This window comes from Microbulbifer donghaiensis (assembly GCF_900129095.1).
Taxonomy (GTDB): Bacteria; Pseudomonadota; Gammaproteobacteria; order Pseudomonadales; family Cellvibrionaceae; genus Microbulbifer; species Microbulbifer donghaiensis.
The window spans coordinates 1,818,114-1,838,760 of the sequence record NZ_FQVA01000001.1 but is presented as its reverse complement, the minus strand read 5'-3'; the positions used below and the strand labels follow the sequence as shown (position 1 = coordinate 1,838,760).

Genomic DNA, 20,647 nt, shown 5'->3' with positions numbered 1-20,647 from the left:
TCGCGATTCTCATACGACTCTAACCTCGCGGAACATGCCCGGCATGTGATACAGCAGGTGACAGTGGTAGGCCCAGCGGCCGTAGGCGTCGGCGGTGACCAGGTAACTGATCTGCGAGCCGGGCTGCACGATGATCGTGTGCTTGCGCGGAATATATTCGGCATCGCCGGTTTCCAGTTCACTCCACATACCGTGCAGGTGAATCGGGTGCGTCATCATGGTGTCGTTGACCAGGGTGATACGAATGCGCTCGCCGAATTTCAGCATCAGCGGTTCGGCGTCATTGAACTTGATACCGTCCATCGACCACATGTAGCGCTCCATATTGCCGGTCAGGTGCAGCTGCAGTTCCCGGGTCGGCTCGCGGCGGTCGATGGTCGGGGTCAGGTTGCGGATGTCGCCGTAATTAAGCACGCGGCGGCCGTAGCGTGAACCGTGATCGCGCAGACCGATACCCGGGTCGTGCAGGCCGCTCATCGGCATTTCCGAGCGCATGTCCACGCCGTAACCGTATTCACTGGGCAGGTGCACAATAGGACTGTTGCTGCCGTGGCCGGCGCGGCCCAGGTTGCTGGTGAACCAGACGCCCTGCATGCCACCCAGTTCCGGGCGACCGCCGTGCAGGCTGTAGCCCTGCATGCCGGCCTGGTGCTGACTGTGGTCCACGGTGCCCATATCGTGCTGACTGTGATCCACGGTGCCCATATCGTGCTGGCTGTGATCCACGGTGCTCATGTCGTGCTGGCTGTGATCCACGCCGCTCATGTCGTGCTGACTGTGGTCCATGCCACCCATGTCGTGCTGACTGTGGTCCATGCCGCCCATACCCGCCATGCCGGCGTGGGCGCCGTGGCCCATGCCCATATCGCGGTGGGTTAGTACCGGGGCGTAGTCCATCGGCGGCACTGCAGCTTGCAGCCCCGGTTCAGAAGTCAGGGTGCCCCGGGCGAAGCCGCTGCGGTCGATGGTCTGCGCGAACAGGGTGTAGGCGCTGTCGCCGTCGGGCTCGACAATCACGTCATAGGTTTCGGCGACGCCGATGCGGAATTCGTCTACGGTGACCGGCTCGATGTTCTGGCCATCGGTTGCCACCACGGTCATCTTCAGGCCGGGGATGCGGATGTCGAAAATGGACATGGCCGCGCCGTTGATAAAGCGCAGCCGTACTTTTTCGCCCTTGCGGAACAGCGCGGTCCAGTTGGCATCCGGCGTCTGGCCGTTCATCAGGAAGGTGTAGGTGTAGCCGGTTACGTCGGAGATATCGCGATCCGACATGCGCATCATGTTCCACATCTCGCGGTCGCGCCAAGTCGCCGCCACGCCCTTGGCCTTGACCTCGCGCCACAGGTCGCCGGCGGTGCGGCGGCGGCGGTTGTAATAGTGGCCCTCTTTTTTCAGCTTGGCGTAGATGTCGTGGGGAGATTCGTCGCTCCAGTCGGACAACAGCACGACGTAATCGCGGTCGTAGGCCACCGGGTCGGCGTCGGCCGGATCGATCACAATGCTGCCGTACAGGCCTTGCTGTTCCTGGAAGTCCGAGTGGCTGTGGTACCAGTAGGTACCGCTCTGGTTCAGCTGGAACTGGTAGGTGAAGGTTTCGCCCGGGCGGATACCGTTAAAGCTGAGTCCGGGCACGCCGTCCATATTGCTCGGCAGGATGATGCCGTGCCAGTGTATCGAGGTGTCGTGGGCCAGGTGGTTGGTGACGTTCAGCGTCACTGTCTGCCCTTCCTTCCAGCGCAATATCGGGCCGGGCACGCTGCCGTTCACTGCCACTGCAGTGCGCTCGCGGCCGGTGTAATTCACCGGCAGGTAGCCAATGTTCAGGTCGAACTGGTTGCCGCGCAGCGTCTGCGGTGCCGCGCCCGCACGCGGTGCGCTGGCGGAGAGCCCGGCCGGCATTCCCAGCAGTGCCGCGCCGGCCGCCATACCGGTGACGAAGCGTCGCCGGGTCAGTTGCGGCAGCTCAAATTGGGGTCCGTTTTTTCTTTTCACTGTTTTTGTCATGGCCGCCTCAGTGCTGCTGTTCGATGCTGTCCAGGCGCGCGTAGACGCTCTCGCTGCCGTCGCTGTTCAGCAGCATGACGTTATAGGGGGTAAAGCGGCCATCCACTTCCATACCCGGGCTGCCCAGCGGCATGGCCGGCACGGCGAGGCCGCGGGCGCCCGCCGGCGGATTCTGCAGGAACTGGCGGATGAGCTTGGCCGGGACGTGTCCTTCGAAAACATAGCCCTCGCTCGACACGCTGGTGTGGCAGGACTGATGGCGGGGTTCGATTTGGTGACGGTTCTTGACGCCGTTCAGGTCATCCACATCGCGGGCGGTGACGTTGAAGCCATTATCGCGCGCGTGATTCACCCACTTCTTGCAGCAGCCGCAAGTAGCGCTCTTGAAGGTGGTCAGTTCGATAGTGGCGCTGTCGGCGGTCTGTGCCGCACTGTTTTGCGCGTTGCCGGACTCCGCGTCCGCACAGGCGGTCAGGGCCAGCAGGGCGCACGCAACCAGGGCAGAAGTCATGGACTTGATGGTCATGGCAGTTCTCTCAATTTGTATTTGCAGTTTGTTCGGGTGCAGTGAATTGCAGTCGTTGTCCGGATTGCTAACCGGTTCGCTACCGCGGAGCAAAAAACGACACCGCGGAATCAGTCCAATTGGGGAGGGGGGAGCGTTAGCTCTGGACGGATTGACCCCGTATCAGCCAACTCTCGGCGGCTTGATCGCGGATTCCGGGTTTGGAGAGGAGGTGATATCGCGATAGGTATTGATCGCGAAGGCCGGCGGCACGGCATTGCTGCCGAGCTCGGTGGTGGGCAGTACGGAGGCGCAGTGACCGGGGCAGCAGGTACAACTCTGGCCGCAGTCGTCCGCAGCGCTGGGGGCTTCGCCACAGTGGGACTGCAACTCGGCAGCCATCGCCATACCGTCGCCGCAGTGGGCGTCGTGCTCGTCACCACCGTCTTCCATCCGGTGGTCGCCCATCATTTCCGTGCTGCTGGTCATCATCTGCGTATGCATATCCGCGCACGGCTGAGCCATCACCTGTCCGAAAACGGTGATCAACATCAGCAACAGCAGTGATTTCGCGATGATCTTTTGCATATGCGGCGCTGGGTGAAATCTGGTCCCGAAGGTTAGAGGTTGCACGGCGGCTTGGCAAGCGCCGGCGCCGGGGGTTCCGGCGGCCGGCACCAGCCGCGCAATCAGCAGCCGAAGTCGTCGAATGCGATCCTGTCTTCCGCGACCCCCAGTGCCGTGAGCATGGCGATACAGGCTTTCAGCATCGGCGGCGGGCCGCAGAGATAGAACTCACAGTTGCCGATTTCCGGGTGACTGCGCAGGTACTGTTCCGCGACGATATCGCTGATGAAGCCGCTGGCTCCGGACCAGTTGTCCTCCGCGCGCGGCTCCGACAGGCCCAGGTGCCAGGCGAAATTGCCGTGCTCGGCGGCCAGCTGGTGGAACTCCTCTGCGTAGAACACTTCGCGCAGGCTGCGCGCCCCGTACCAGAAACTGATTTTGCGGCCGCTGCCCCGATTGCGCAGCTGGTCCACGATGATCGAGCGCAGCGGAGCCATGCCTGCACCGCCACCGATAATCACCATCTCGCGGCCAGTCTCCGCAGCATGGAAATTGCCGAAGGGCCCGGATACTTTCACGCGGTCACCGGGCTGCAGGTTGAACATGAAACTCGATCCCACGCCACCGGGCACCGTGTGGTCGCTCTGGGGTGGTGGCTGAATACGCACGTTCAGTACGACGCTGTTGCCGCTCGCGGACTGGTTGCCGGGCATGACTTCGCCGGGCGCGTTGGCCATGGGCTCGCCGGGCGCGTTAGCCATTGAGTAGGAGCGCCGCACGGGTTCGCGGTGTCCGGCGTTGCCCGCAACCTGCCACTGGTGCCAGTCCGCGCGGAACTCGGTATCCACCGGCAGGTCCGCCAGCCGCAGCTGGTGTGGCGGCACTTCGATCTGCACAAAACTGCCGGCGCGGAAGGCAAAGTTGGCTGTATCCGGCAGGCGCAGGTGAATTTCCTTGATGAACGGTGTCAGGAAGCGGGTTTGCACCACCTCCGTAGTGTACTGGCTGGCCTGCAGCAGGCTGTCATCCAGGGTCAGGCGCGTTGCGGCGCTGGCGCGCTGTTGGCAGGCCAGCCGGTAACCTGCGTCCAGCTCACTTCGGGACAGCAGCGCCTTTTCACTGGCACTGACCGGTGCATCCGTGTCCATGCGCACCTGGCACAGGCCGCAGCTGCCGCCACCGCCGCAGTTGGACGGCAGCTGTACACCGTTGGCGGCGAGGCCGTCGAACAGGTTGCTGCCACTCGCCAGCGCCAGCTCATTGAGCGGGTTGGCATTGCTGTCAAACAGCTGCACCGCCACGCGGCTGCGGCGCAGCTTCGCCACCAGGTTGAAGTCGTGACGGGAAAAACTGGTGAACAGCAGCAGGCAGCCGGACAGGGACATCAACAGCGCGCCGAGACCAAATGCAATCACGAACGGGTTGTTGAAATCCTGCCGCTCGGTGTAGTCCATGATGTGCAGCATCCAGAAGATATCGAACAGCCGCCAGCTGTCATTGCGGCGTTCCAGCACCCGGCCGTCCTGCGCGGAGATATATAGGCTGGTGGCAAAGTCGTCCGCGACGTCCACGCGCCACATGGCTCCCTGGTGTCGGCGCGCCTCCATATTGGCCGATTCCATAGGCACCGGTTCGCCGATCAGACGGTCGTCGCCGGCGTAATCCCGCGCGGCGATGGCGGCGGCGCGTGCGCTGTCGATCACCAGCGGCGTGCCGCTTTGGGCATCGCGCAGCTCTACTGCGTCTTGGGTCTGCACGCGGTAGACCGGGCGCTCAAAGCCAGGCTGCAGGCGGATATCGATCACGGACCCGGGTGCGTAAAGGCGTGCGATAGCATCGTGGCTGACCGTCACGTCAGCCGTACTGAGTTCGGCGGGCGCTGGGTCGGCGGCCAAGTGCCGGCCGCTGACGACACTGGAATCGAGCAGATTGAAGGCCAGTCCGCTGGCCAGCCACAGTGCCAGCTGGAGTCCGATAACGAGGCTGAGCCACTTGTGGGCCACTCTGACAAAATTCATGCGGTGGCCTCCTGCTGTCGCTGTGCGCTACTGCGTTTGCCAAAGCTGTAAAACAGCAGCACCAGCCCCGCCAGTACGCTGACCAGGCTGAACAGGGTGGCGATCAGCAGCAGCGGGTTGTGGATATTCTCGCGCGCCTCGTAATCCATGATGTGCAGCATCCAGAAGAAATCGAACGCGCGCCAGTAGTCGTGGCGGCGCGTGGCCAGGGCGCCGGTATTAGGATCGATATAGAAACTGGTGCCGTAGCGATCATCGAAGTTCACCCGCCACAGGGGCAACGGGCGGGACTGCAGTTCGGTCGGCGGATTATCGGTTATCAACTCTGCCGAGGACGCCAACTGGTTGCCGCTGTAGTAGTACTCCGCCAGGGCGATGGCGGTCTGCTGATCGAGCGGGGAAACCTCAGCGCCGCTGTGGGCGTCGATCAGGTGGGCGCCGTCAGCGTCGCGCACCACGTAAAATAATTTTTCGCGAATGGACTTCAGCTGCACAGATTTAACATCGGTGCGATCGCGCAGCAGTTCAATGGTAGAAAATAATTCTGCCGTTGCGGCGGGCAGTGGCTCTTCCAGGTTTTTCACCAGGTGGTCGCCGTGGATAAAATCCAGGTCCATCACCACCATGTAGGCGCCGCTCAGGGTCCACAACAGTGCCTGGACACCGACAAACAGGAAGATCCATTTGTGGACCTTTCTGGTCATAGAAGCTGTTTGCATTGTGTTTTTTCTCTTGGTTACCGCTGCTGAGAAAATAAACAGCAGGCGGGAGTCTAACCCCCGCCGCTGTGAATGTCTCCGCTAGCTCAGTCGAAGCGGTAGGTCATGCGTACATAGCTGCGCATGCCGGCCAGATCGTAGGTCATGGTGTCCGTATTGCCATCGGTCCAGCTGGCGACACGGGGTGCCTCCTGATCGAACAGGTTGTCCACGCCAACACTCATCCGCAGTGCGTCGCTCATCGCATAGGAGAACTGCACATTGTGGTAGAAGACGTTGGGCATGCTGGAACCGATACCGCTGTCCGCGTTGAAGTCATCACCTTCGCCGATCATGCGAATCGAGTAGGTGCCGCTCCACTGGTTGCCGCGCGTGGTCAGAGACGCGTTGGCGCGCCAGTGCGGGTAGCCACCATTGCCACTGCCGATGAAACCGTCGAGTACAAACGGCTCGTCGCCTTCGAAGGCGGTGGTCTCATATTTCTTCACGTATGAGGCCTTGAAGTCGAAAGTGTGCGACAGGCCGGCCATGTCGAAGTCATACAGTGCACCGAAATCGATACCCTGCATCACTTCGTTACCGGTGTTGAACTTCTGCGTAGACAGGTAGTTCACGTCGCCGTTGACCGGGTTGCGGGTGTGCTGGTCCGGTGCACAGAAAGCGTGACCCAGATTCGCAGATTCGTAACACATGGCGAGCTTGGTGGAGCCGGAAACCTCGCGGATGGCGTCGTCGATCTCGATATCGAAATAGTCGAGGGTCAGCGACAGTCCATCCAGCGGTTGCAACACCATGCCGAGGGTAAAGCTCTCTGCGCTCTCCGGCGTCAGGTTCGGGTTGCCGCCGCGGTCGGTCAGGATGGTGGTGCCGAGCTGGGTGTAATTCAGCGGTACGCCCGCGGCCTGGCAGTTTTGGTACACGGTGCTGGACGGGTCCAGTGATGCATAGTTTGAGCACGGGTCGGTGGTGGTCAGGTTGCCCTCGGACACGCCGCCGAACAGTTCCGGCACGTTGGGCACGCGGAAGGCGGTGGTCATGGTGCCGCGCACTTTCAGCATGTCGTTGACCTGCCAATTGAGGCCGGCTTTGTAGGTATCATTGCCGTCAAACAAGTCGTAGTCGGAGTAGCGCAGGGCCAGGTCGAGCTCCAGTGACTGCACCAGCGGTAGATCGGCCAGTACCGGTATCAGCAGCTCGCCGTAGATTTCCCGCGCTTCGGTGGAGCCGGAAATTGGGTCTTCCTGGTTGCCGAGTGCATAGCCCGCCTGTACCAGCGAGTCCGGCTTGCGCCAGCCGCTGTCTTCTCGCCACTCCACACCCGCGGCCATGCCGACGGTACCGGCCGGCAGTTCGAACAGGGAACCGTTGATATTCGCGCTCACGCTTTTCTGCTCGTTGCCACCGGTGCCTTCCTGGTTGAAGACGATGTAGTCGAGTACTTCCGGGGTGACGTCGCCGTAACCCAGGTAGTCGGCACAGGGAATACCGTTGCTGCCGCACAGGTTAGTGTCGATGGTCTCGCCCACGCGCTGCATATTGATGTTGTTGGCGATGGCGTCGGTGGCGGTGTTGCGGCCCCAGTTAAACGCGACGTCGTAACCCCAGTTGTCGTTGATGTCACCTTCGATGCCGGTGACTATGCGCCAGGTGTCCACTTCCTGGTAGAAATCCCGCGCACCGTTTTCCAGCAGGCGGCGGCGCTCCAGCACGAAATCGCTGCCGGTGGGATTGGTGGGGTGATCGGCGCTGTAGGCGAGACTGGACAGGCTCGCCGGTGAGGCGGGCTGCATCGACTGGCGGTTGGTGAACATCAGTTCCGTGAACAGGGTGGCCTTGTCCGAAATCTCGTAGTTGCCGAGGGTGGTAAAGCTGAAACGCTCGATCGGCTGCACCGCATTGAAATACGGGTTGTAGTTGAAGCCGTGCTTCAGCCCGTCGTAGGGCTCGTAGAAATCGCCGTTGCCGTTAGGGTCCTGGTTGAAGTTGACGCGGGTGGGTTCGGTCAGCACTGTGCCGTCTGCCAGTACGGCGCCGGCAGGCAGGGTGGTGCGGCCACCGATGGTGGACGAGCTGCCACTGCACTGGCTATCGTCGTCCAGCGGGCAGGGCACGCGGTCGACCAGCGGTGACGGCTCGTTGCTCTGATAGCTCATATTGACCATCAGGTTGCCGCGATCGCCGGATACGCCCCAGGTCAGGTCGAGTACCGTCTCCTCGCCGTCGCCGAGCGCCGTCTGGCCATATTTGCCCTCGATTTCGAGACCATCGAATTCCTTCTTGGTGATCAGGTTGACCACACCGGCCACGGCATCGGCCCCGTAAGTGGCGGAGGCGCCGTCTTTCAGTACTTCGACACTGGAAACCAGTGACATCGGGATCATGGACAGGTCGACACTGCTATTGGCGCCGGTGCCGCCGTTGACTACCCGGCGGCCGTTGACCATGACCAGGGTGCGATTGATGCCGAGGCCGCGCAGGTTGATCTGCGGAGTGCCCCAGCCGTTTGAGGTCCAGTAGGCGTTGGTCTGGTTGCCGCCGAAGCCGGCTGCGGCGGGCAGGGACTGCAGCAGGTTTTCCAGCGAGCTGATACCCGTGGCCTCAATGGAGGCCTCATCGAGTACGGTAACCGGGCCGACGCCCTCGATATCAGCCCGCTTGATGCGGGTACCGGTGACATTGACTTCTTCGATCTGCGACTTGGCGCCGGCATCTTCTGCCTGGGCGTAAGTCATTTGGCCGTAACCGGCAGCGGCAGCCGCCAGTGCAATAAACAGCGGTGTTCTCGCGATCTTGTTGCTCGTATGTGTCATCTCGAATTCCTTTATCTTCTATTTTTTCGAGTCCCGCGCGATGGTTGTGCAGGGACTAACGCACCGGCGTATACGATGTACGCCGTGCGATATTGGACATGACTGGTTAGAGCGGGAATTCAGGCGATACCCCAGCCTACAGAATGCTTGCTCAGTCTGCGCAGTGGCAGAATGGGTTTTCAGTAGGCGCACCTATCCCGCGTTAGGCGGCAATGGGAGGGCGCAGAGCTGCTTCGGGCAGAGGAGAGGAGTGGAGTTCCACATAGATGGCTTTCGCCGTTGTGGGCTGGCTCACAGAACCATGGATTTCACTGCCGGGCATGGCACTGGCGCAGTGGCCCGGGCAACAGCTACAGGCCTGTTCACAGGCCTCGAGGGTTTTACCTGTGCCACCGGAATCGCAGTGATGTGCAGACTCATCCATGGCGCAGTGATCAGCGGTCGCCAGATCGGAACTTTGGTGGTGGCTGTCATCGCCAGTGCCAGTGGACGCGCAGGGTGCTGCAAAGGCCTGGCCGTTCAGTGCCAGTAGCAAAAATATCAGCAGTATCCGGGAAAGCGCGTCGTTCATGGAATAATTTCGGGTGGCCCGAAGTTTTTATTATCTGATCTCCTGTTGAGATTACGTGTGAAAACTGGAAAGAACAAGCCCCGTTGCTTGCATTTGCGCTGACAGCCGTTCATCGCGCGGATCGCTGGGCAAGTAATTCATCAATGCGGAAGCGGGGATAGATAGCGGGCAGTCGGGCGTGCTGCGGAATACTATCCGCACAGTCTATAGTTTGCCGATATGGGATTGCTACCCCGGCACCATCTCGCGAAGATTTGATGACCTGACAGAGAGAATCAGTTTTCAGCCGCGGGGTTGGCGATGCCGATGGGGCGAAAGGGAAGGGTGAACATTGAGCGGCAAAATCGGTTACAAGCAGGCACTGCGCGAACTGCAGATCAGGCTGGTGACACTGCAGCGCCACCTGATCGAACACGATCTGCAGATTCTCGTATTGTTCGAAGGGCGCGATGCGGCCGGCAAGGACGGCACTATCAAACGTATTGTCCAGCACCTGAGCCCGCGGGAGACACGTGTGGTGGCGCTGGGCAAGCCCTCGGACCGGGATAGCGCCAGCTGGTATTTCCAGCGTTTCATTCCCCATTTGCCATCGCGGCAGGAAATGGTGTTGTTCAACCGCAGCTGGTACAACCGCGCCGGGGTCGAGCGGGTCATGGGATTCTGCACCGACCAGGAATACCGTGACTTTATGGATTCGGTAGTGCCTTTCGAAACGATGCTGGTGCGCTCCGGTATTCAGATCATCAAGTACTACCTGGACATCGACAAAGAAGAGCAGCGAAAGCGCATGAAGGACCGCAGGGTGGATCCGCTCAAACAGTGGAAAATCAGCCCGGTGGACGAGGTGGCGGTAAAGCACTGGCAAGAGTACAGCGTCGCCCGCAACGAAATGTTCGCCAAGAGCCACAGCGAATTGGTGCCCTGGTATGTGGTACGAGCCAACAACAAGAAAATCGCGCGACTGAACGTGATCCGCCACCTGCTTACTGCGGTGCAGTGTCCGGAGTGCGACCAACGCGCAGAGGCTCCAGATCCGGATATTGTCTTTCCCTATGACGGATCTCATCTGTTGAACGGCACTATTGCGCCCTAAACCTCAGCCAGCAAAGGCTGCTCGGGTTTACGGCTAAACGCCGCCGCACTTCCGTGAGCCTTTACACGAGCAATTATTGCCTCTACCTGTTTCGCGGCCGGCGGCGCAGTCACGTCTACGGAACTTCGCCGTGCGACGTTAAGCTAGAAGTCCGGGAGGTGATTCAATGCGCCCGAACAGCCAGTACAGTCCGTTTATCGCCGCGCTGGTAATGTGCTTTGTCGTCCTGCTGCCAGCTCCGGCTCAGGTCTTCGCCGATACGGTCGGCTGGTTTGACGAGGAGGCTGCGGTTGACATCTCGCGGGCGCCATCTATTCGAATTTCCCTGGGCGAGCAGCGCGCTTATTTTTATATGGGCGGAGAGCTGGTGGGGATTTCCCGGGTCTCATCCGGTCGGGCCGGTTACCGTACACCGAAAGGCAGCTATCGGGTCAGGGGCAAGAAACTCAGACACAGATCCACGCTCTATGGCAGTTATGTCGACCGAAATACTCACCGCGTGGTGCGTGCCGACGTAGATACCCGCAAGCACCGCCGCCCGCCGGGCACTTATTACCGCGGCGCCAAGATGGATTACTTTATCCGCTTCAACGGTGGTATCGGACTGCACGCGTCCGGAGACGTACCCAACTATCCCGCATCGCACGGCTGCGTGCGCATGCCGCGGCATATGGCACAGAAATTCTTCCGCTATGCTCCGGTGGGTACGCCGGTCATCGTCACTGATTGAGGTACGCGATGGTTCTAACCGTTCAGCCCTTTCCAGAGCCAGTAGGCGACAGCGGCGAGCGCAGAGATCCACAAGATCGCGATGACGACGCTCGCGCGAAAATTTTTCGGCAATGACAGCGGCTGCGCCTCGGCGCGGGCCTGCAGTTCGTGCCACAGCTCGGCCGGCACCAGCTTAATCGCCAGCCAGATACCCAGCGGCAGCAGTAGCAGGTCGTCCAGGTAGCCGAGCAGGGGAATAAAGTCCGGGATCAGGTCGATCGGACTGAGTGCATAGGCGACCACGACAATCACGATCAGCTTGGCGATCAGCGGTGTGCGCGGGTCGCGACTCGCGAGGTAGAGCACCTGCAGCTGCTGTTGCATTCGCCGTGCAAAGCGCCTCAGCCGCTCGATCATTGCGATCAATCCAGCTTGCGGCAGAAACAGTAGACGAAGCGCTGCACCACACCCGCCGGCGTGTGGTGCTCCTCCCGTTCCTGCCCGAGCAAATCAAAAGGCGCGCCGAACTCGCCGTGCAGCTGGTCGGCGCTGTAACGCACCACCGGCAGGCCGCTGCATTTTTCCGGGCCGTCTTCGGCGAAGGTGGCCACTATCACATGGCCACCGGGTTTTACCGCGCGCAGCACTGCATCCACATACGCCTTGCGTTCCCGTTCGTCGGTCAGGAAGTGGAACACCGCGCGGTCGTGCCAGACGTCATAAACCTGTCGGGGCAGGTCGATCTCCAGGATGTTGCCTTCCAGCCAGCGCACCTTATCCGCTCTTGCGCCCAGTCTGCGTTGTGCCTTGGCCAGTGCTTGGCCGGACAGATCGAGCACGGTGAGGTTGTCGTAGCCCTTGTCCAGCAGATCGTCCACCAGCTTGGAGGCGCCGCCGCCCACGTCGATAATATTTGCGGACTTGGGTGCGTCCGTCTGCTCGATCAGCCGGACCGACACCTCGGCGTGCTCCTGGAACCAGCTGACTTCGTCTTCCGATTTTGAGCTGTAGACCTTTTCCCAGTGGTTTTTATTTTGCATAAGGCGCGCCATTACATTTAAGCGAGAGACTATTGATGATTTGGAGTGTTCGCCGCAAGTAGCGCGTGGCGTTTCCACAAATAAAATACTGCGGGCAGCACCAGCAGTGTCAGCAACAGGGCACTCAACATACCGCCGACCATCGGCGCGGCAATGCGGCTCATGACCTCGGAGCCGGTACCGGAACCGAACAGTATCGGCAGCAGGCCGACGACGATGGCGGCGGCGGTCATCATCACCGGCCGCACCCGCAGCCCGGCGCCGGCCAGTACCGCATCGCGCAGAGACTCCGCGCCGGGGACTGCGCCCTCATGCTCGCTGTCAATGTGCATTTTGGCGTAGCTCTGATTGAGATACACGAGCATGATCACGCCGATTTCCACGGCCACCCCGGCCAGCGCGATAAAGCCGACTCCAACGGCGACGGAAAAATTGAAATCGAGCAGATAAATAAGCCACAGGGAGCCGACCATTGCCAGCGGCAACGTACCCATAATGATGGCCACTTCCTGAACGTTGCGGAAATTCATGTACAGCAACAGCGCGATAATTAGCAGCGTCAGTGGTACCACGTAGGTGAGCTTTTCTATCGCCCGCTGCATATATTCGTACTGCCCCGACCAGGTCACCGAGTAGCCGGCCGGCAGCTGCAGCTTGTTGTCGACGGCGATCCGCGCCTGCTTCACATAGCTGCCTATATCGACGTCCTCGATATCCACGAAGCTCCAGCCGTTCAGCCGCGCGTTTTCACTCTTGATTGCCGGTGGGCCATCTTCCACCGCAATTTTTGCCACGTCGCCGAGGGCGATGCGCTGCCCTGCCGGGGTGACGATCGGCAGCTGTGCAAGCTGTTCGGGCGAGTCGCGGTAATCCTGCGGGTAGCGCAGGTTGACCGGGTAGCGCTCCAGTCCCTCGACAGTCTGGGTGACATTCATACCGCCGACAGCGGTGGCGACCACCTGCTGTACGTCGGCGATATTGAGCCCGTAGCGGGCGGCGCGCTTCCGGTCTATATCCACGCTGATATAGCGGCCGCCGGCAACCCGCTCGGAATACACCGACGCGGTGCCGGGCACCTGTTGCAGAATCTGCTCCAGCTGCTGTCCTATCTGCTGTATCTGTTCGAGATCCGGGCCCGCGACCTTGATGCCCACCGGTGTCTTGATGCCGGTGGCGAGCATATCGATGCGGGTCTTGATCGGCATTACCCAGGCGTTGGTGACGCCGGGCAGCTTGACCAGTGCATCCAGTTCCTTCTGCAATTTTTCCGTGGTCATGCCGTCGCGCCACTGGTCGCGCGGCTGCAGCTGGATAAAGGTCTCGATCATGGTCAGCGGCGCCGGGTCGGTGGCGGTTTCGGCGCGACCGATTTTGCCGAACACGGTTTTCACTTCCGGCACGGTGCGGATCAGTTTGTCGGTCTGCTGCAGCAGCTCGCGCGCCTTGCCGATCGAGAGACCGGGGTAGGTGGTGGGCATATACATCAGGTCGCCCTCATCCAGTGGCGGAATAAACTCGCTGCCGATTTTGCCGAGTGGCCACAGCGCGGTGAGCAGCAATACGAGTGCCAGTGCGAGGGTGGTTTTCGGAAATTGCAGTACCCGCTTGAGCATCGGCATATAGGCGCCGATCATCCAGCGGTTGAGCGGATTCTTGTGCTCGGGCAATACCCGTCCGCGAATGAAGTAGCCCATCAGTACCGGCACCAGCGTCACCGCCAGCGCCGCGCTCGCCGCCATCGCATAGGTCTTGGTGAATGCCAGCGGCGAGAACATGCGTCCTTCCTGTGCCTCGAGGGCGAATACCGGCAGGAAGCTGACGGTAATGATCAGCAGGCTGAAGAACAGCGCCGGGCCCACTTCCGCCGCGGATTCGGCGACGATCTGCCAGCGGTTGGTATCGTCGAGCGGTGTGCGCTCCATATGCTTGTGCATGTTCTCGATCATTACGATCGCGCCGTCGATCATCGCCCCGATGGCGATGGCAATGCCGCCCAGCGACATGATGTTGGCGTTGAGGCCCTGCAGGTGCATGACGATAAAGGCGGCGAGTATGCCTACCGGCAGGCTGATAACGGCGACCAGCGACGAGCGCAGGTGAAACAGGAACACCAAGCACACCAAGGCGACCACAATGAATTCCTCCAGCAGCTTGTGCCAGAGGTTGTCCACCGCGCGCTCGATCAACGCCGAGCGATCGTAGACGGTAACTATCTCCACGCCCTCGGGCAGGCCCGCCTTGAGTTTTTCCAGCTTGGCCACAACGCCGTCGATGGTCTCCTGGGCGTTTTCACCGAAGCGCATCACCACGATGCCGCCGACCGCCTCGCCCTCGCCATTCAGTTCGGCGATACCGCGCCGCAGCTGCGGGCCCAGGGCGATATCGGCAACATCTTTGAGCAGAAGGGGTGTGCCGTTGACATCCATGCCCAGCGGTATTTCGTTCAGGTCGTCGATTGCCTGGATATAGCCACTGGCCCTGACCATGTACTCGGCTTCCGCCATTTCCACCACCGAGGCACCCACTTCCTGGTTGCCACGCTGTATCGCCACCTGGATTTGGGACAGCGGAATACCGTAGGCGCGCAGCTTTTCCGGATCCACCTTGACCTGGTACTGCTTGACCATGCCGCCGAGTGCCGCCACTTCGGAGACGCCGGGCACGGTCTGCAGTTCGTACTTTAGGAACCAGTCCTGCAGGCTGCGCAGTTCGCTGATATCGTGTTTACCGCTGCGGTCGACCAGCGCATAGATATAGACCCAGCCGACGCCGGTGGCATCCGGCCCCAGTTGCGGCCGCGCATTGGCCGGCAGCGTCGGCGCCACCTGGGAGAGATACTCCAGTACCCGCGAGCGCGCCCAGTAGGCATCGGTGTCGTCGTCGAAGATGACATAGACATAAGAATCGCCGAAGAACGAAAAGCCACGCACGGTGACCGCACCGGGCACCGACAGCATCGCCGTGGTCAGCGGGTAGGAAACCTGGTCCTCGACCACCTGCGGCGCCTGGCCCGGGTAGCTGGTCTTGATAATCACCTGCACGTCGGACAGATCCGGAATCGCATCCACCGGTGTCTTCTTCAGCGAATAGATACCGGCGCCCACCAGGAACAGTGTGGCCAGCAGCACGAAAAGGCGGTTGTTGACCGACCAGCGGATAACGGCGGCAATCATGGCTGCTCTCCATGCTTGCCGTGGTCGCTATGGTCGCCGTGCTCTTTGTGTTCGCCGTTGTCGTTGTGCCCTTCGTGCTCGTTGTCCTCTCTGTGCTGGTTATGCTCGTTATGCTCGCTGTTCTCTTTGTGCGTACCGTGGTTGCTATGTTCGCCATGCTCGCCGTGATTCATCGGGCCCCGGGGAGCCATACGCATGAAATCCGAGGTCTTGCTGGATTCGGAGTCGATCAGGAATTGCGCCGAGGTAACGATGCGCTCGCCCTCGCGGAGCCCTGCCAGTATTTCCACCTGCCGTTCGCCGATGCGGCCTGTCTGCACGTTGACCGACTTGAACCTGCCGTCGCCGAGCGCGAGTACCACGCGCGGCTTGCCGCCGGTGCGGATCAGTGCCTCCGTCGGAATCAACAGTGTCTCCTCTCCGCGGCGCGCGTGGATGGTCAGTTGCGCAAACATATTCGGCTTCAGCTTGTGCTCCGAGTTGCCGAAGCGCGCGCGTACTCGCGCCGTGCGCGTCTTTTCATCCAGGGTCGGGTAGATGTAATCGACGCTGCCGGTCCAGCTCTGACCGGGCAGGTAGTCCAGCCGCATGGTGACGGGGTCGCCCCTGTTGACCAGTGCCGCCTGGCGCTCGAACACTTCGCCGATGACCCACACCTCGTCGAGTGCGGCGATGGACAGCAGCGCCATGCCCGGCTTGACGAAATTACCCTCGCGCACATTGAGCTTGTCCACTACACCGGACTGGGGCGCGTAGACGGTGACGGTACGCTGGACTTTACGGGTTTTGATCAGCTGCTCGATGGCACTCTGCGGCAGTTGCAACGCGCGCAAACGCTCGCGCGCCGCGTCTGTCAGGACGCGGTTATTGTGCTTCAGCGCCAGCACCAGCTCCTCCTGGGCATTGACCAGTTCCGGCGAATAGAGGGTGTACAGGGGCATGCCGCGGTTCACCGGATCCCCCTCGGCATTGACGTAGAGTTTTTCTATCCAGCCCTCGACCCTGGGGTTGATCTGCACCAGCTGCTTTTCATCGTACTGCACATAGCCGACGGTCCTGATTTCCGCATCGAAGCGGCCGCGCTCGACGGCGGCGGTGCGCACGCCCAGGTTATTGATCACTTCCGGAGAGATGCGCACCGTGCCCGGCGAATCTTTTGTGCCCTGTTCCTCTTCGTAGACGGGAATCAGGTCCATACCCATGGGCGACTTGCCCGGTTTGTCCCGGCGGTAATTGGGGTCCATCGGCGCAACCCAGTACAGCGGCTTGCGCTCGCCGCCGCTGGCCGCCTCTTCCCCGTCGCCGCGCAGCAGCAGTGCGATGGCGATGCCGACAGCGACGCCCAGCGCGATCAGCAGTGTCGTTTTGATACGGTTATTCATTTCTGCGTCCCTTTGTTTACTGCTGGCTGGCCTGTTTCCGCGGGAACCTGCGCGAGCAGGTAATTCAGCTGCGCGATGATTTTCAGGCGCTCGACCTCGATATCGAGCGCGTCGATTTTGGCGTTGAGTTCGGCGATGCGTGCGCGCACCGCCTCGGCGAAATCGCTCTCATCGTTGTAGTAGCCGGCCAGGGAGGCCTCGGCCTGTTCGCGCATCTGCGGCAGTAACTGTTGCCGATAGAGGGCGCGGCGCTGATCGAGGCGGACAAGTTGCAGGCGCGCATTCTCCAGTTGCGCCACCAGTTGCCGGAGCAACAGGGATCTCTCGGTTTCCGTGGCGGCGGTGCGCGCCACTGCGGCACTGAGGGTTTTGTCCTGCCGTTTTTCGGTGAACAGCGGCAGATCGAAACTGACGCCGACGGTGAATAGGTCTGTCCTGTCCTCTCCCTGAGGGTCTTCGCCGCGGAGGCCATAGGCGGCCTTGAGGCCCCACTCGGGTTTGTATTGCTGTTTCGCGAGATCGATGCCGGTGGCCACCGCATCGATCTTGACGTCCAGCGCCAGTACCGCCGGGTGCAGGCGCAACTGCTGATACCAGTCGGACGGGGGGCGCTTGTCCGTCACCGGCACTAGCGGCTCCAAGCGCGGCAGGGCGCCGCCGGTAGCCCCGGCGTCCTGCACCCATTCCGCCAATCTGCGCTCGGCGCCGTCCTGGCGTTGCCGCAGCATCGTCAGGCGGTCGTCGAGACGGGTCAGTTCCAGTTGCGCGCGGATGACATCCGGCTGGCGCGCGCGGCCGCGGGCCGATGCGTAGCCGGCCACGGCCGCATCCACCAGCTGCTCGAACAGGGCGCGGTCGCCCTCGATCAGCTGGATACTCTCGCGCGCGCTGTAGGCGTCCAGCCACAACTGCGCGACCGTGGCGGTCACCCTGGCGCGCCGGTCCGCGCGCAGCAGGGGTTCGCGGGCGGCCAGCTGTTCTTTCTGCTGGCGGGAGAGAGCGCGGCTCGCCCCGCGTGGAAACATCTGGTTGATGCCGACGGCGAACTGAGTCATCGGCTCCTGACCGAAGTTGAAGGTGTCCGTGGGGAAATTCATCGCAACCACTTCTACTTTCGGGTCCGGCAGCTGCGCCGCGGCCACCGCCTCATCCGCCAGCGCGGCTTCGGAGTAGCGGCTGCCGTCGAGCCAGGGGTCGCTCGCCACGGCGATGGCGATGGCCTGCTCAAATGTCAGCTTGTCTTCCGCTGCGCCGGGCGGCGACGTCAGCGCGGCCGCGAGCAACAGCGTCGCGGCGTACATAGGGGATCTCATTGACTTTGCTCTTCACTGCTCGATGGGTAACGGCGGCCTGATGGCCGGTTACGGGATCTGTAGGCGCACTTCGCCTGGGAAATCAGGTAATCGGCGGGCGGAAGAGCTGGGACAGCGGGTCCTGAGGGATGGGGTTGCTTAGGGCTGCGGCGCCCGCAAATGGAGAGGTGGATGTCGGAGATTCCGGCGGCGAGGGCGGCAGCATCGACAGGCTACAGCCACCGGCGGTACAGGCGCTGCCGAGAGTTGGGCAACAGTCGCAACCGTCTGTGCCCGCTGTGCCGGATTTATGCGCGGCAGGGTTGGCGCCGGGCATTTCGATGTCGGGCATGTCCATGCCGGGCATCGCCATGCCGGACATCTCCATACAGTCCATCGGCATCTGTGCCGCAGGACCCTGTTCCGCCGGGGCCCAGGCCGGCGGCAATACGGATGCGACGGCCTGGCCGATCAGGGCCACCGCGAGAATCAGTATTGCTGCGAGCTTGCGTTTCACCGGGAATAACCCCGAAGGCTAATGGACAGAGTTAGAACCATAACACAGAGACGCAAAGGCCTATTAGTGATGTACCACTTTTGCTATCGACGAATTCTCGCCGCGGCGTATCGCTAACTGATAAATGCCTGTAAGCGACCCATCCAGCCGCTTCGGGTCGTGGCGATGTTAGTCGGTGAAAGGGGCCGACGATTGATCTGGGTCAAGCGCGCCGCGCAGCTGAGCGGGGGTTTGGCCGGCTGCCCCCGATACGGGGTAAACTGTGCGGCAGTTTTTTCAGTGAGTTTGATGACAGGGGACCGGCTTTGGCCACGAAACGCAAAACCGCCTATGTGTGTAATGAGTGCGGCGCCGACTATTCGAAGTGGGCCGGCCAGTGCAGTGCCTGCGGCACCTGGAACAGCCTCAGCGAAGTGCGCCTCGGCCCCGAGCACCGCGACAGCCGCGCGGCCAACTTTACCGATGCCCAGAGCGGCTATGCCGGCGCCGCCGGTGCCGGCCATGGCAAGGTGCAGAAGCTCTCGGAGATAGATCTCAGCGAGCTGCCGCGTATCCCTACTTCGGCGTCGGAGCTGGACCGGGTGCTCGGCGGCGGCCTGGTACCGGGCTCCGTGGTGCTGATCGGCGGCCACCCGGGCGCCGGCAAATCGACGGTGCTGCTGCAGACCCTCTGCCATCTGTCCAAGGCCATGCCCGCGCTCTACATCACCGGTGAGGAATCCCTGCAGCAGGTCGCCATGCGCGCCAGGCGCCTGGGCTTGCCGGCAGAGGATCTGCAGATGCTCAGCGAAACCGATGTGGAGCGCATCTGCCAGGTGGCCAAGGAGGTGAAGCCGCGGGTGATGGTGGTGGATTCCATCCAGGTGATGCATATGGGCGAGGTGCAGTCGGCGCCCGGCTCCGTGGCCCAGGTGCGCGAGAGCGCCGCCTACCTGACCCGCTTCGCCAAGCAGACCGGCACGGCGCTCATTTTAGTAGGCCACGTGACCAAGGACGGCAGCCTCGCCGGCCCAAAGGTGCTGGAACACATTATTGACTGCTCCATCCTGCTCGAGGGCACCCACGATTCCCGCTTCCGCACCCTGCGCGCGCACAAGAACCGCTTCGGCGCGGTGAACGAATTGGGGGTGTTTGCGATGACCGAGCAGGGGCTGAAGGAAGTCTCTAATCCGTCGGCGATCTTTTTACAGCGCGCCGAGGAAGTGGCCGCGGGCTCGGTGGTGACCTCGGTGTGGGAGGGCACGCGCCCGCTGCTGGTGGAGCTGCAGGCCCTGGTGGACGACAGCAGTCTCGGCAATCCGCGCCGGGTGGCGGTCGGCCTGGACCAGAACCGCCTGAACATGCTGCTGGCGGTACTGCACCGCCACGGCGGGGTGCTGGTCGGCGACCAGGACGTATTTATCAACGTGGTCGGCGGGGTCAAGGTGATGGAGACCAGCGCCGACCTGACCCTGCTGTTGGCGGTGGTGTCCAGTTTCCGCAACCGCCCGCTGCCCCGCGACCTGGTCGTGTTCGGCGAAGTGGGGCTCGCCGGCGAGATCCGCCCGGTGCCCTCCGGCCAGGAGCGTCTGCGCGAGGCCGCCAAGCACGGTTTCCGCAAGGCGATAGTGCCGGCCGCCAATCGCCTGAAAAACGATATCGACGGCATGGAAATGATTGCGGTCAAGACCCTGGCGGAAGCGCTGAGCGCGATTGATATGAGCTGAGGGACTCGGGCTGGGGGCGCCTAGCCGGGGGCGCCTGGCCGGGGGCGCCCCTGCACATCATGCCGGCCGGCGGGGTTACGCCGGCTGCTGCCGGGAGAACAGGTGCATGGCCAGATAGCCAAGCCCGATAGCAAAGGGCAGCATGGCGATTGCCAGTAAGGCCAGGAAGGCGTGGTTGCTCGGGTCCGGAACGAAAAAGCCAAACAGCGCGATTCCCACGGCAACAGTTATCCACACAATGCCGCGTCGCACGTCCTGCAGTGGATGTGGCTTGTTGCTGGCCCCGAGCTGCTCAATCAATTCCGGTGTCAGCTCCGCGCCTTTGTCCAGGGCCATGCGCACGGTCTGCTGGATTTCCAGGTCTTTCTTGGCGCGAAAGTGCAACACCAGCCAGATTGAAACCCCGACCAGCAGGAAGAAGCCGAAGGGAACCAGTAGTGCAAGAGTGCCTTCGTTCATGTTGTTCTCCAGTTATTGTCGTTAACTTTTTGTTTGTGCTGCCGGTATGATGCGTTCGCAAGGCGATTTGGATTCAC

Annotated in this window: 17 protein-coding genes; 3 read left to right on the top strand and 14 right to left on the bottom strand. The window is 61.7% G+C overall.

Annotation, left to right across the window (positions count from 1 at the left end):
- Window positions 1-9: 9 nt before the first annotated feature.
- The 7 genes from BUC36_RS07760 to BUC36_RS07730 all read right to left on the bottom strand — a co-directional run bounded on the left by BUC36_RS07760 (window position 10) and on the right by BUC36_RS07730 (window position 9,197).
- Complete coding sequence (locus BUC36_RS07760; protein WP_073273365.1) at window positions 10-2,007, bottom strand: copper resistance system multicopper oxidase; 1,998 nt, start codon at window positions 2,005-2,007, stop codon at window positions 10-12.
- Between the two features lie 7 nt (window positions 2,008-2,014).
- A complete protein-coding gene (locus BUC36_RS07755) occupies window positions 2,015-2,533 on the bottom strand; it encodes a DUF411 domain-containing protein (RefSeq protein ID WP_143186909.1) in 519 nt (172 codons plus the stop codon).
- A gap of 162 nt (window positions 2,534-2,695) precedes the next feature.
- On the bottom strand, window positions 2,696-3,100 hold the full coding sequence (locus BUC36_RS07750; protein ID WP_073273363.1) for a hypothetical protein: 405 nt from the start codon (window positions 3,098-3,100) through the stop codon (window positions 2,696-2,698).
- A 101-nt stretch (window positions 3,101-3,201) separates the two neighbouring features.
- Window positions 3,202-5,097 carry an NADH:ubiquinone reductase (Na(+)-transporting) subunit F gene (nqrF, locus tag BUC36_RS07745; protein ID WP_084535705.1) on the bottom strand — a complete coding sequence of 632 codons (1,896 nt, stop codon included), beginning with the start codon at window positions 5,095-5,097 and terminating at the stop codon, window positions 3,202-3,204.
- Window positions 5,094-5,801: a PepSY domain-containing protein gene (locus tag BUC36_RS07740; protein WP_084535703.1), complete on the bottom strand. Its 708-nt coding sequence runs from the start codon at window positions 5,799-5,801 to the stop codon at window positions 5,094-5,096. The genes nqrF and BUC36_RS07740 overlap by 4 nt, the downstream gene beginning before the upstream one ends.
- Window positions 5,802-5,902: 101 nt before the next feature.
- The gene (locus tag BUC36_RS07735) at window positions 5,903-8,626 is read right to left on the bottom strand and encodes a TonB-dependent receptor domain-containing protein (RefSeq protein ID WP_073273357.1); all 2,724 of its coding nucleotides are present in this window, start codon (window positions 8,624-8,626) and stop codon (window positions 5,903-5,905) included.
- Window positions 8,627-8,828: 202 nt separating this feature from the next.
- Window positions 8,829-9,197: a hypothetical protein gene (locus BUC36_RS07730; RefSeq protein WP_073273355.1), complete on the bottom strand. Its 369-nt coding sequence runs from the start codon at window positions 9,195-9,197 to the stop codon at window positions 8,829-8,831.
- Between the two features lie 331 nt (window positions 9,198-9,528).
- Here BUC36_RS07730 and ppk2 point away from each other — a divergent pair, with 331 nt between their 5' ends.
- Together ppk2 and BUC36_RS07720 are read left to right on the top strand one after the other, a co-directional pair.
- A complete protein-coding gene (ppk2, locus tag BUC36_RS07725; protein WP_073273353.1) occupies window positions 9,529-10,290 on the top strand; it encodes a polyphosphate kinase 2 in 762 nt (253 codons plus the stop codon).
- Between the two features lie 166 nt (window positions 10,291-10,456).
- Window positions 10,457-11,020 carry a L,D-transpeptidase gene (locus tag BUC36_RS07720; RefSeq protein WP_073273351.1) on the top strand — a complete coding sequence of 188 codons (564 nt, stop codon included), beginning with the start codon at window positions 10,457-10,459 and terminating at the stop codon, window positions 11,018-11,020.
- A gap of 14 nt (window positions 11,021-11,034) precedes the next feature.
- On the opposite strand, the gene BUC36_RS07715 is transcribed toward BUC36_RS07720, so the two are convergent.
- The 6 genes from BUC36_RS07715 to BUC36_RS18765 form a co-directional block, all read right to left on the bottom strand.
- A complete protein-coding gene (locus tag BUC36_RS07715; protein ID WP_073274697.1) occupies window positions 11,035-11,418 on the bottom strand; it encodes a YkvA family protein in 384 nt (127 codons plus the stop codon).
- 5 nt (window positions 11,419-11,423) lie between these two features.
- A complete protein-coding gene (locus BUC36_RS07710; RefSeq protein ID WP_073274695.1) occupies window positions 11,424-12,041 on the bottom strand; it encodes a class I SAM-dependent methyltransferase in 618 nt (205 codons plus the stop codon).
- Between the two features lie 29 nt (window positions 12,042-12,070).
- The gene (locus BUC36_RS07705) at window positions 12,071-15,214 is read right to left on the bottom strand and encodes an efflux RND transporter permease subunit (RefSeq protein WP_073273349.1); all 3,144 of its coding nucleotides are present in this window, start codon (window positions 15,212-15,214) and stop codon (window positions 12,071-12,073) included.
- On the bottom strand, window positions 15,211-16,596 hold the full coding sequence (locus tag BUC36_RS07700; protein WP_073273347.1) for an efflux RND transporter periplasmic adaptor subunit: 1,386 nt from the start codon (window positions 16,594-16,596) through the stop codon (window positions 15,211-15,213). The genes BUC36_RS07705 and BUC36_RS07700 overlap by 4 nt, the downstream gene beginning before the upstream one ends.
- Complete coding sequence (locus tag BUC36_RS07695) at window positions 16,593-17,909, bottom strand: TolC family protein (protein WP_073273345.1); 1,317 nt, start codon at window positions 17,907-17,909, stop codon at window positions 16,593-16,595. Before BUC36_RS07695 ends, BUC36_RS07700 begins: the two co-directional genes overlap by 4 nt.
- 82 nt (window positions 17,910-17,991) lie before the next feature.
- Complete coding sequence (locus BUC36_RS18765) at window positions 17,992-18,405, bottom strand: hypothetical protein (RefSeq protein WP_143186907.1); 414 nt, start codon at window positions 18,403-18,405, stop codon at window positions 17,992-17,994.
- A gap of 305 nt (window positions 18,406-18,710) precedes the next feature.
- Here BUC36_RS18765 and radA point away from each other — a divergent pair, with 305 nt between their 5' ends.
- Window positions 18,711-20,111, top strand: coding sequence for a DNA repair protein RadA (radA, locus tag BUC36_RS07685; RefSeq protein WP_073273340.1), 1,401 nt, complete (start codon window positions 18,711-18,713; stop codon window positions 20,109-20,111).
- A gap of 75 nt (window positions 20,112-20,186) precedes the next feature.
- Here the strand turns inward: radA and BUC36_RS07680 are convergent, their stop codons facing one another.
- Window positions 20,187-20,570, bottom strand: coding sequence for a DUF6249 domain-containing protein (locus BUC36_RS07680; RefSeq protein WP_073273338.1), 384 nt, complete (start codon window positions 20,568-20,570; stop codon window positions 20,187-20,189).
- Window positions 20,571-20,647: the final 77 nt, after the last annotated feature.

Excerpts from the sequence above, each read along its gene's own strand:
- BUC36_RS07760 (WP_073273365.1), bottom strand. The coding sequence starts at position 2,007 with ATGACAAAAACAGTGAAAAGAAAAAACGGACCCCAATTTGAGCTGCCG.
- BUC36_RS07755 (WP_143186909.1), bottom strand. The coding sequence starts at position 2,533 with ATGACCATCAAGTCCATGACTTCTGCCCTGGTTGCGTGCGCCCTGCTG.
- BUC36_RS07750 (WP_073273363.1), bottom strand. The coding sequence starts at position 3,100 with ATGCAAAAGATCATCGCGAAATCACTGCTGTTGCTGATGTTGATCACC.
- nqrF (WP_084535705.1), bottom strand. The coding sequence starts at position 5,097 with ATGAATTTTGTCAGAGTGGCCCACAAGTGGCTCAGCCTCGTTATCGGA.
- BUC36_RS07740 (WP_084535703.1), bottom strand. The coding sequence starts at position 5,801 with ATGACCAGAAAGGTCCACAAATGGATCTTCCTGTTTGTCGGTGTCCAG.
- BUC36_RS07735 (WP_073273357.1), bottom strand. The coding sequence starts at position 8,626 with ATGACACATACGAGCAACAAGATCGCGAGAACACCGCTGTTTATTGCA.
- BUC36_RS07730 (WP_073273355.1), bottom strand. The coding sequence starts at position 9,197 with ATGAACGACGCGCTTTCCCGGATACTGCTGATATTTTTGCTACTGGCA.
- BUC36_RS07720 (WP_073273351.1), top strand. The coding sequence starts at position 10,457 with ATGCGCCCGAACAGCCAGTACAGTCCGTTTATCGCCGCGCTGGTAATG.
- BUC36_RS07715 (WP_073274697.1), bottom strand. The coding sequence starts at position 11,418 with ATGATCGAGCGGCTGAGGCGCTTTGCACGGCGAATGCAACAGCAGCTG.
- BUC36_RS07710 (WP_073274695.1), bottom strand. The coding sequence starts at position 12,041 with ATGCAAAATAAAAACCACTGGGAAAAGGTCTACAGCTCAAAATCGGAA.
- BUC36_RS07705 (WP_073273349.1), bottom strand. The coding sequence starts at position 15,214 with ATGATTGCCGCCGTTATCCGCTGGTCGGTCAACAACCGCCTTTTCGTG.
- BUC36_RS07700 (WP_073273347.1), bottom strand. The coding sequence starts at position 16,596 with ATGAATAACCGTATCAAAACGACACTGCTGATCGCGCTGGGCGTCGCT.
- BUC36_RS07695 (WP_073273345.1), bottom strand. The coding sequence starts at position 17,909 with ATGAGATCCCCTATGTACGCCGCGACGCTGTTGCTCGCGGCCGCGCTG.
- BUC36_RS07680 (WP_073273338.1), bottom strand. The coding sequence starts at position 20,570 with ATGAACGAAGGCACTCTTGCACTACTGGTTCCCTTCGGCTTCTTCCTG.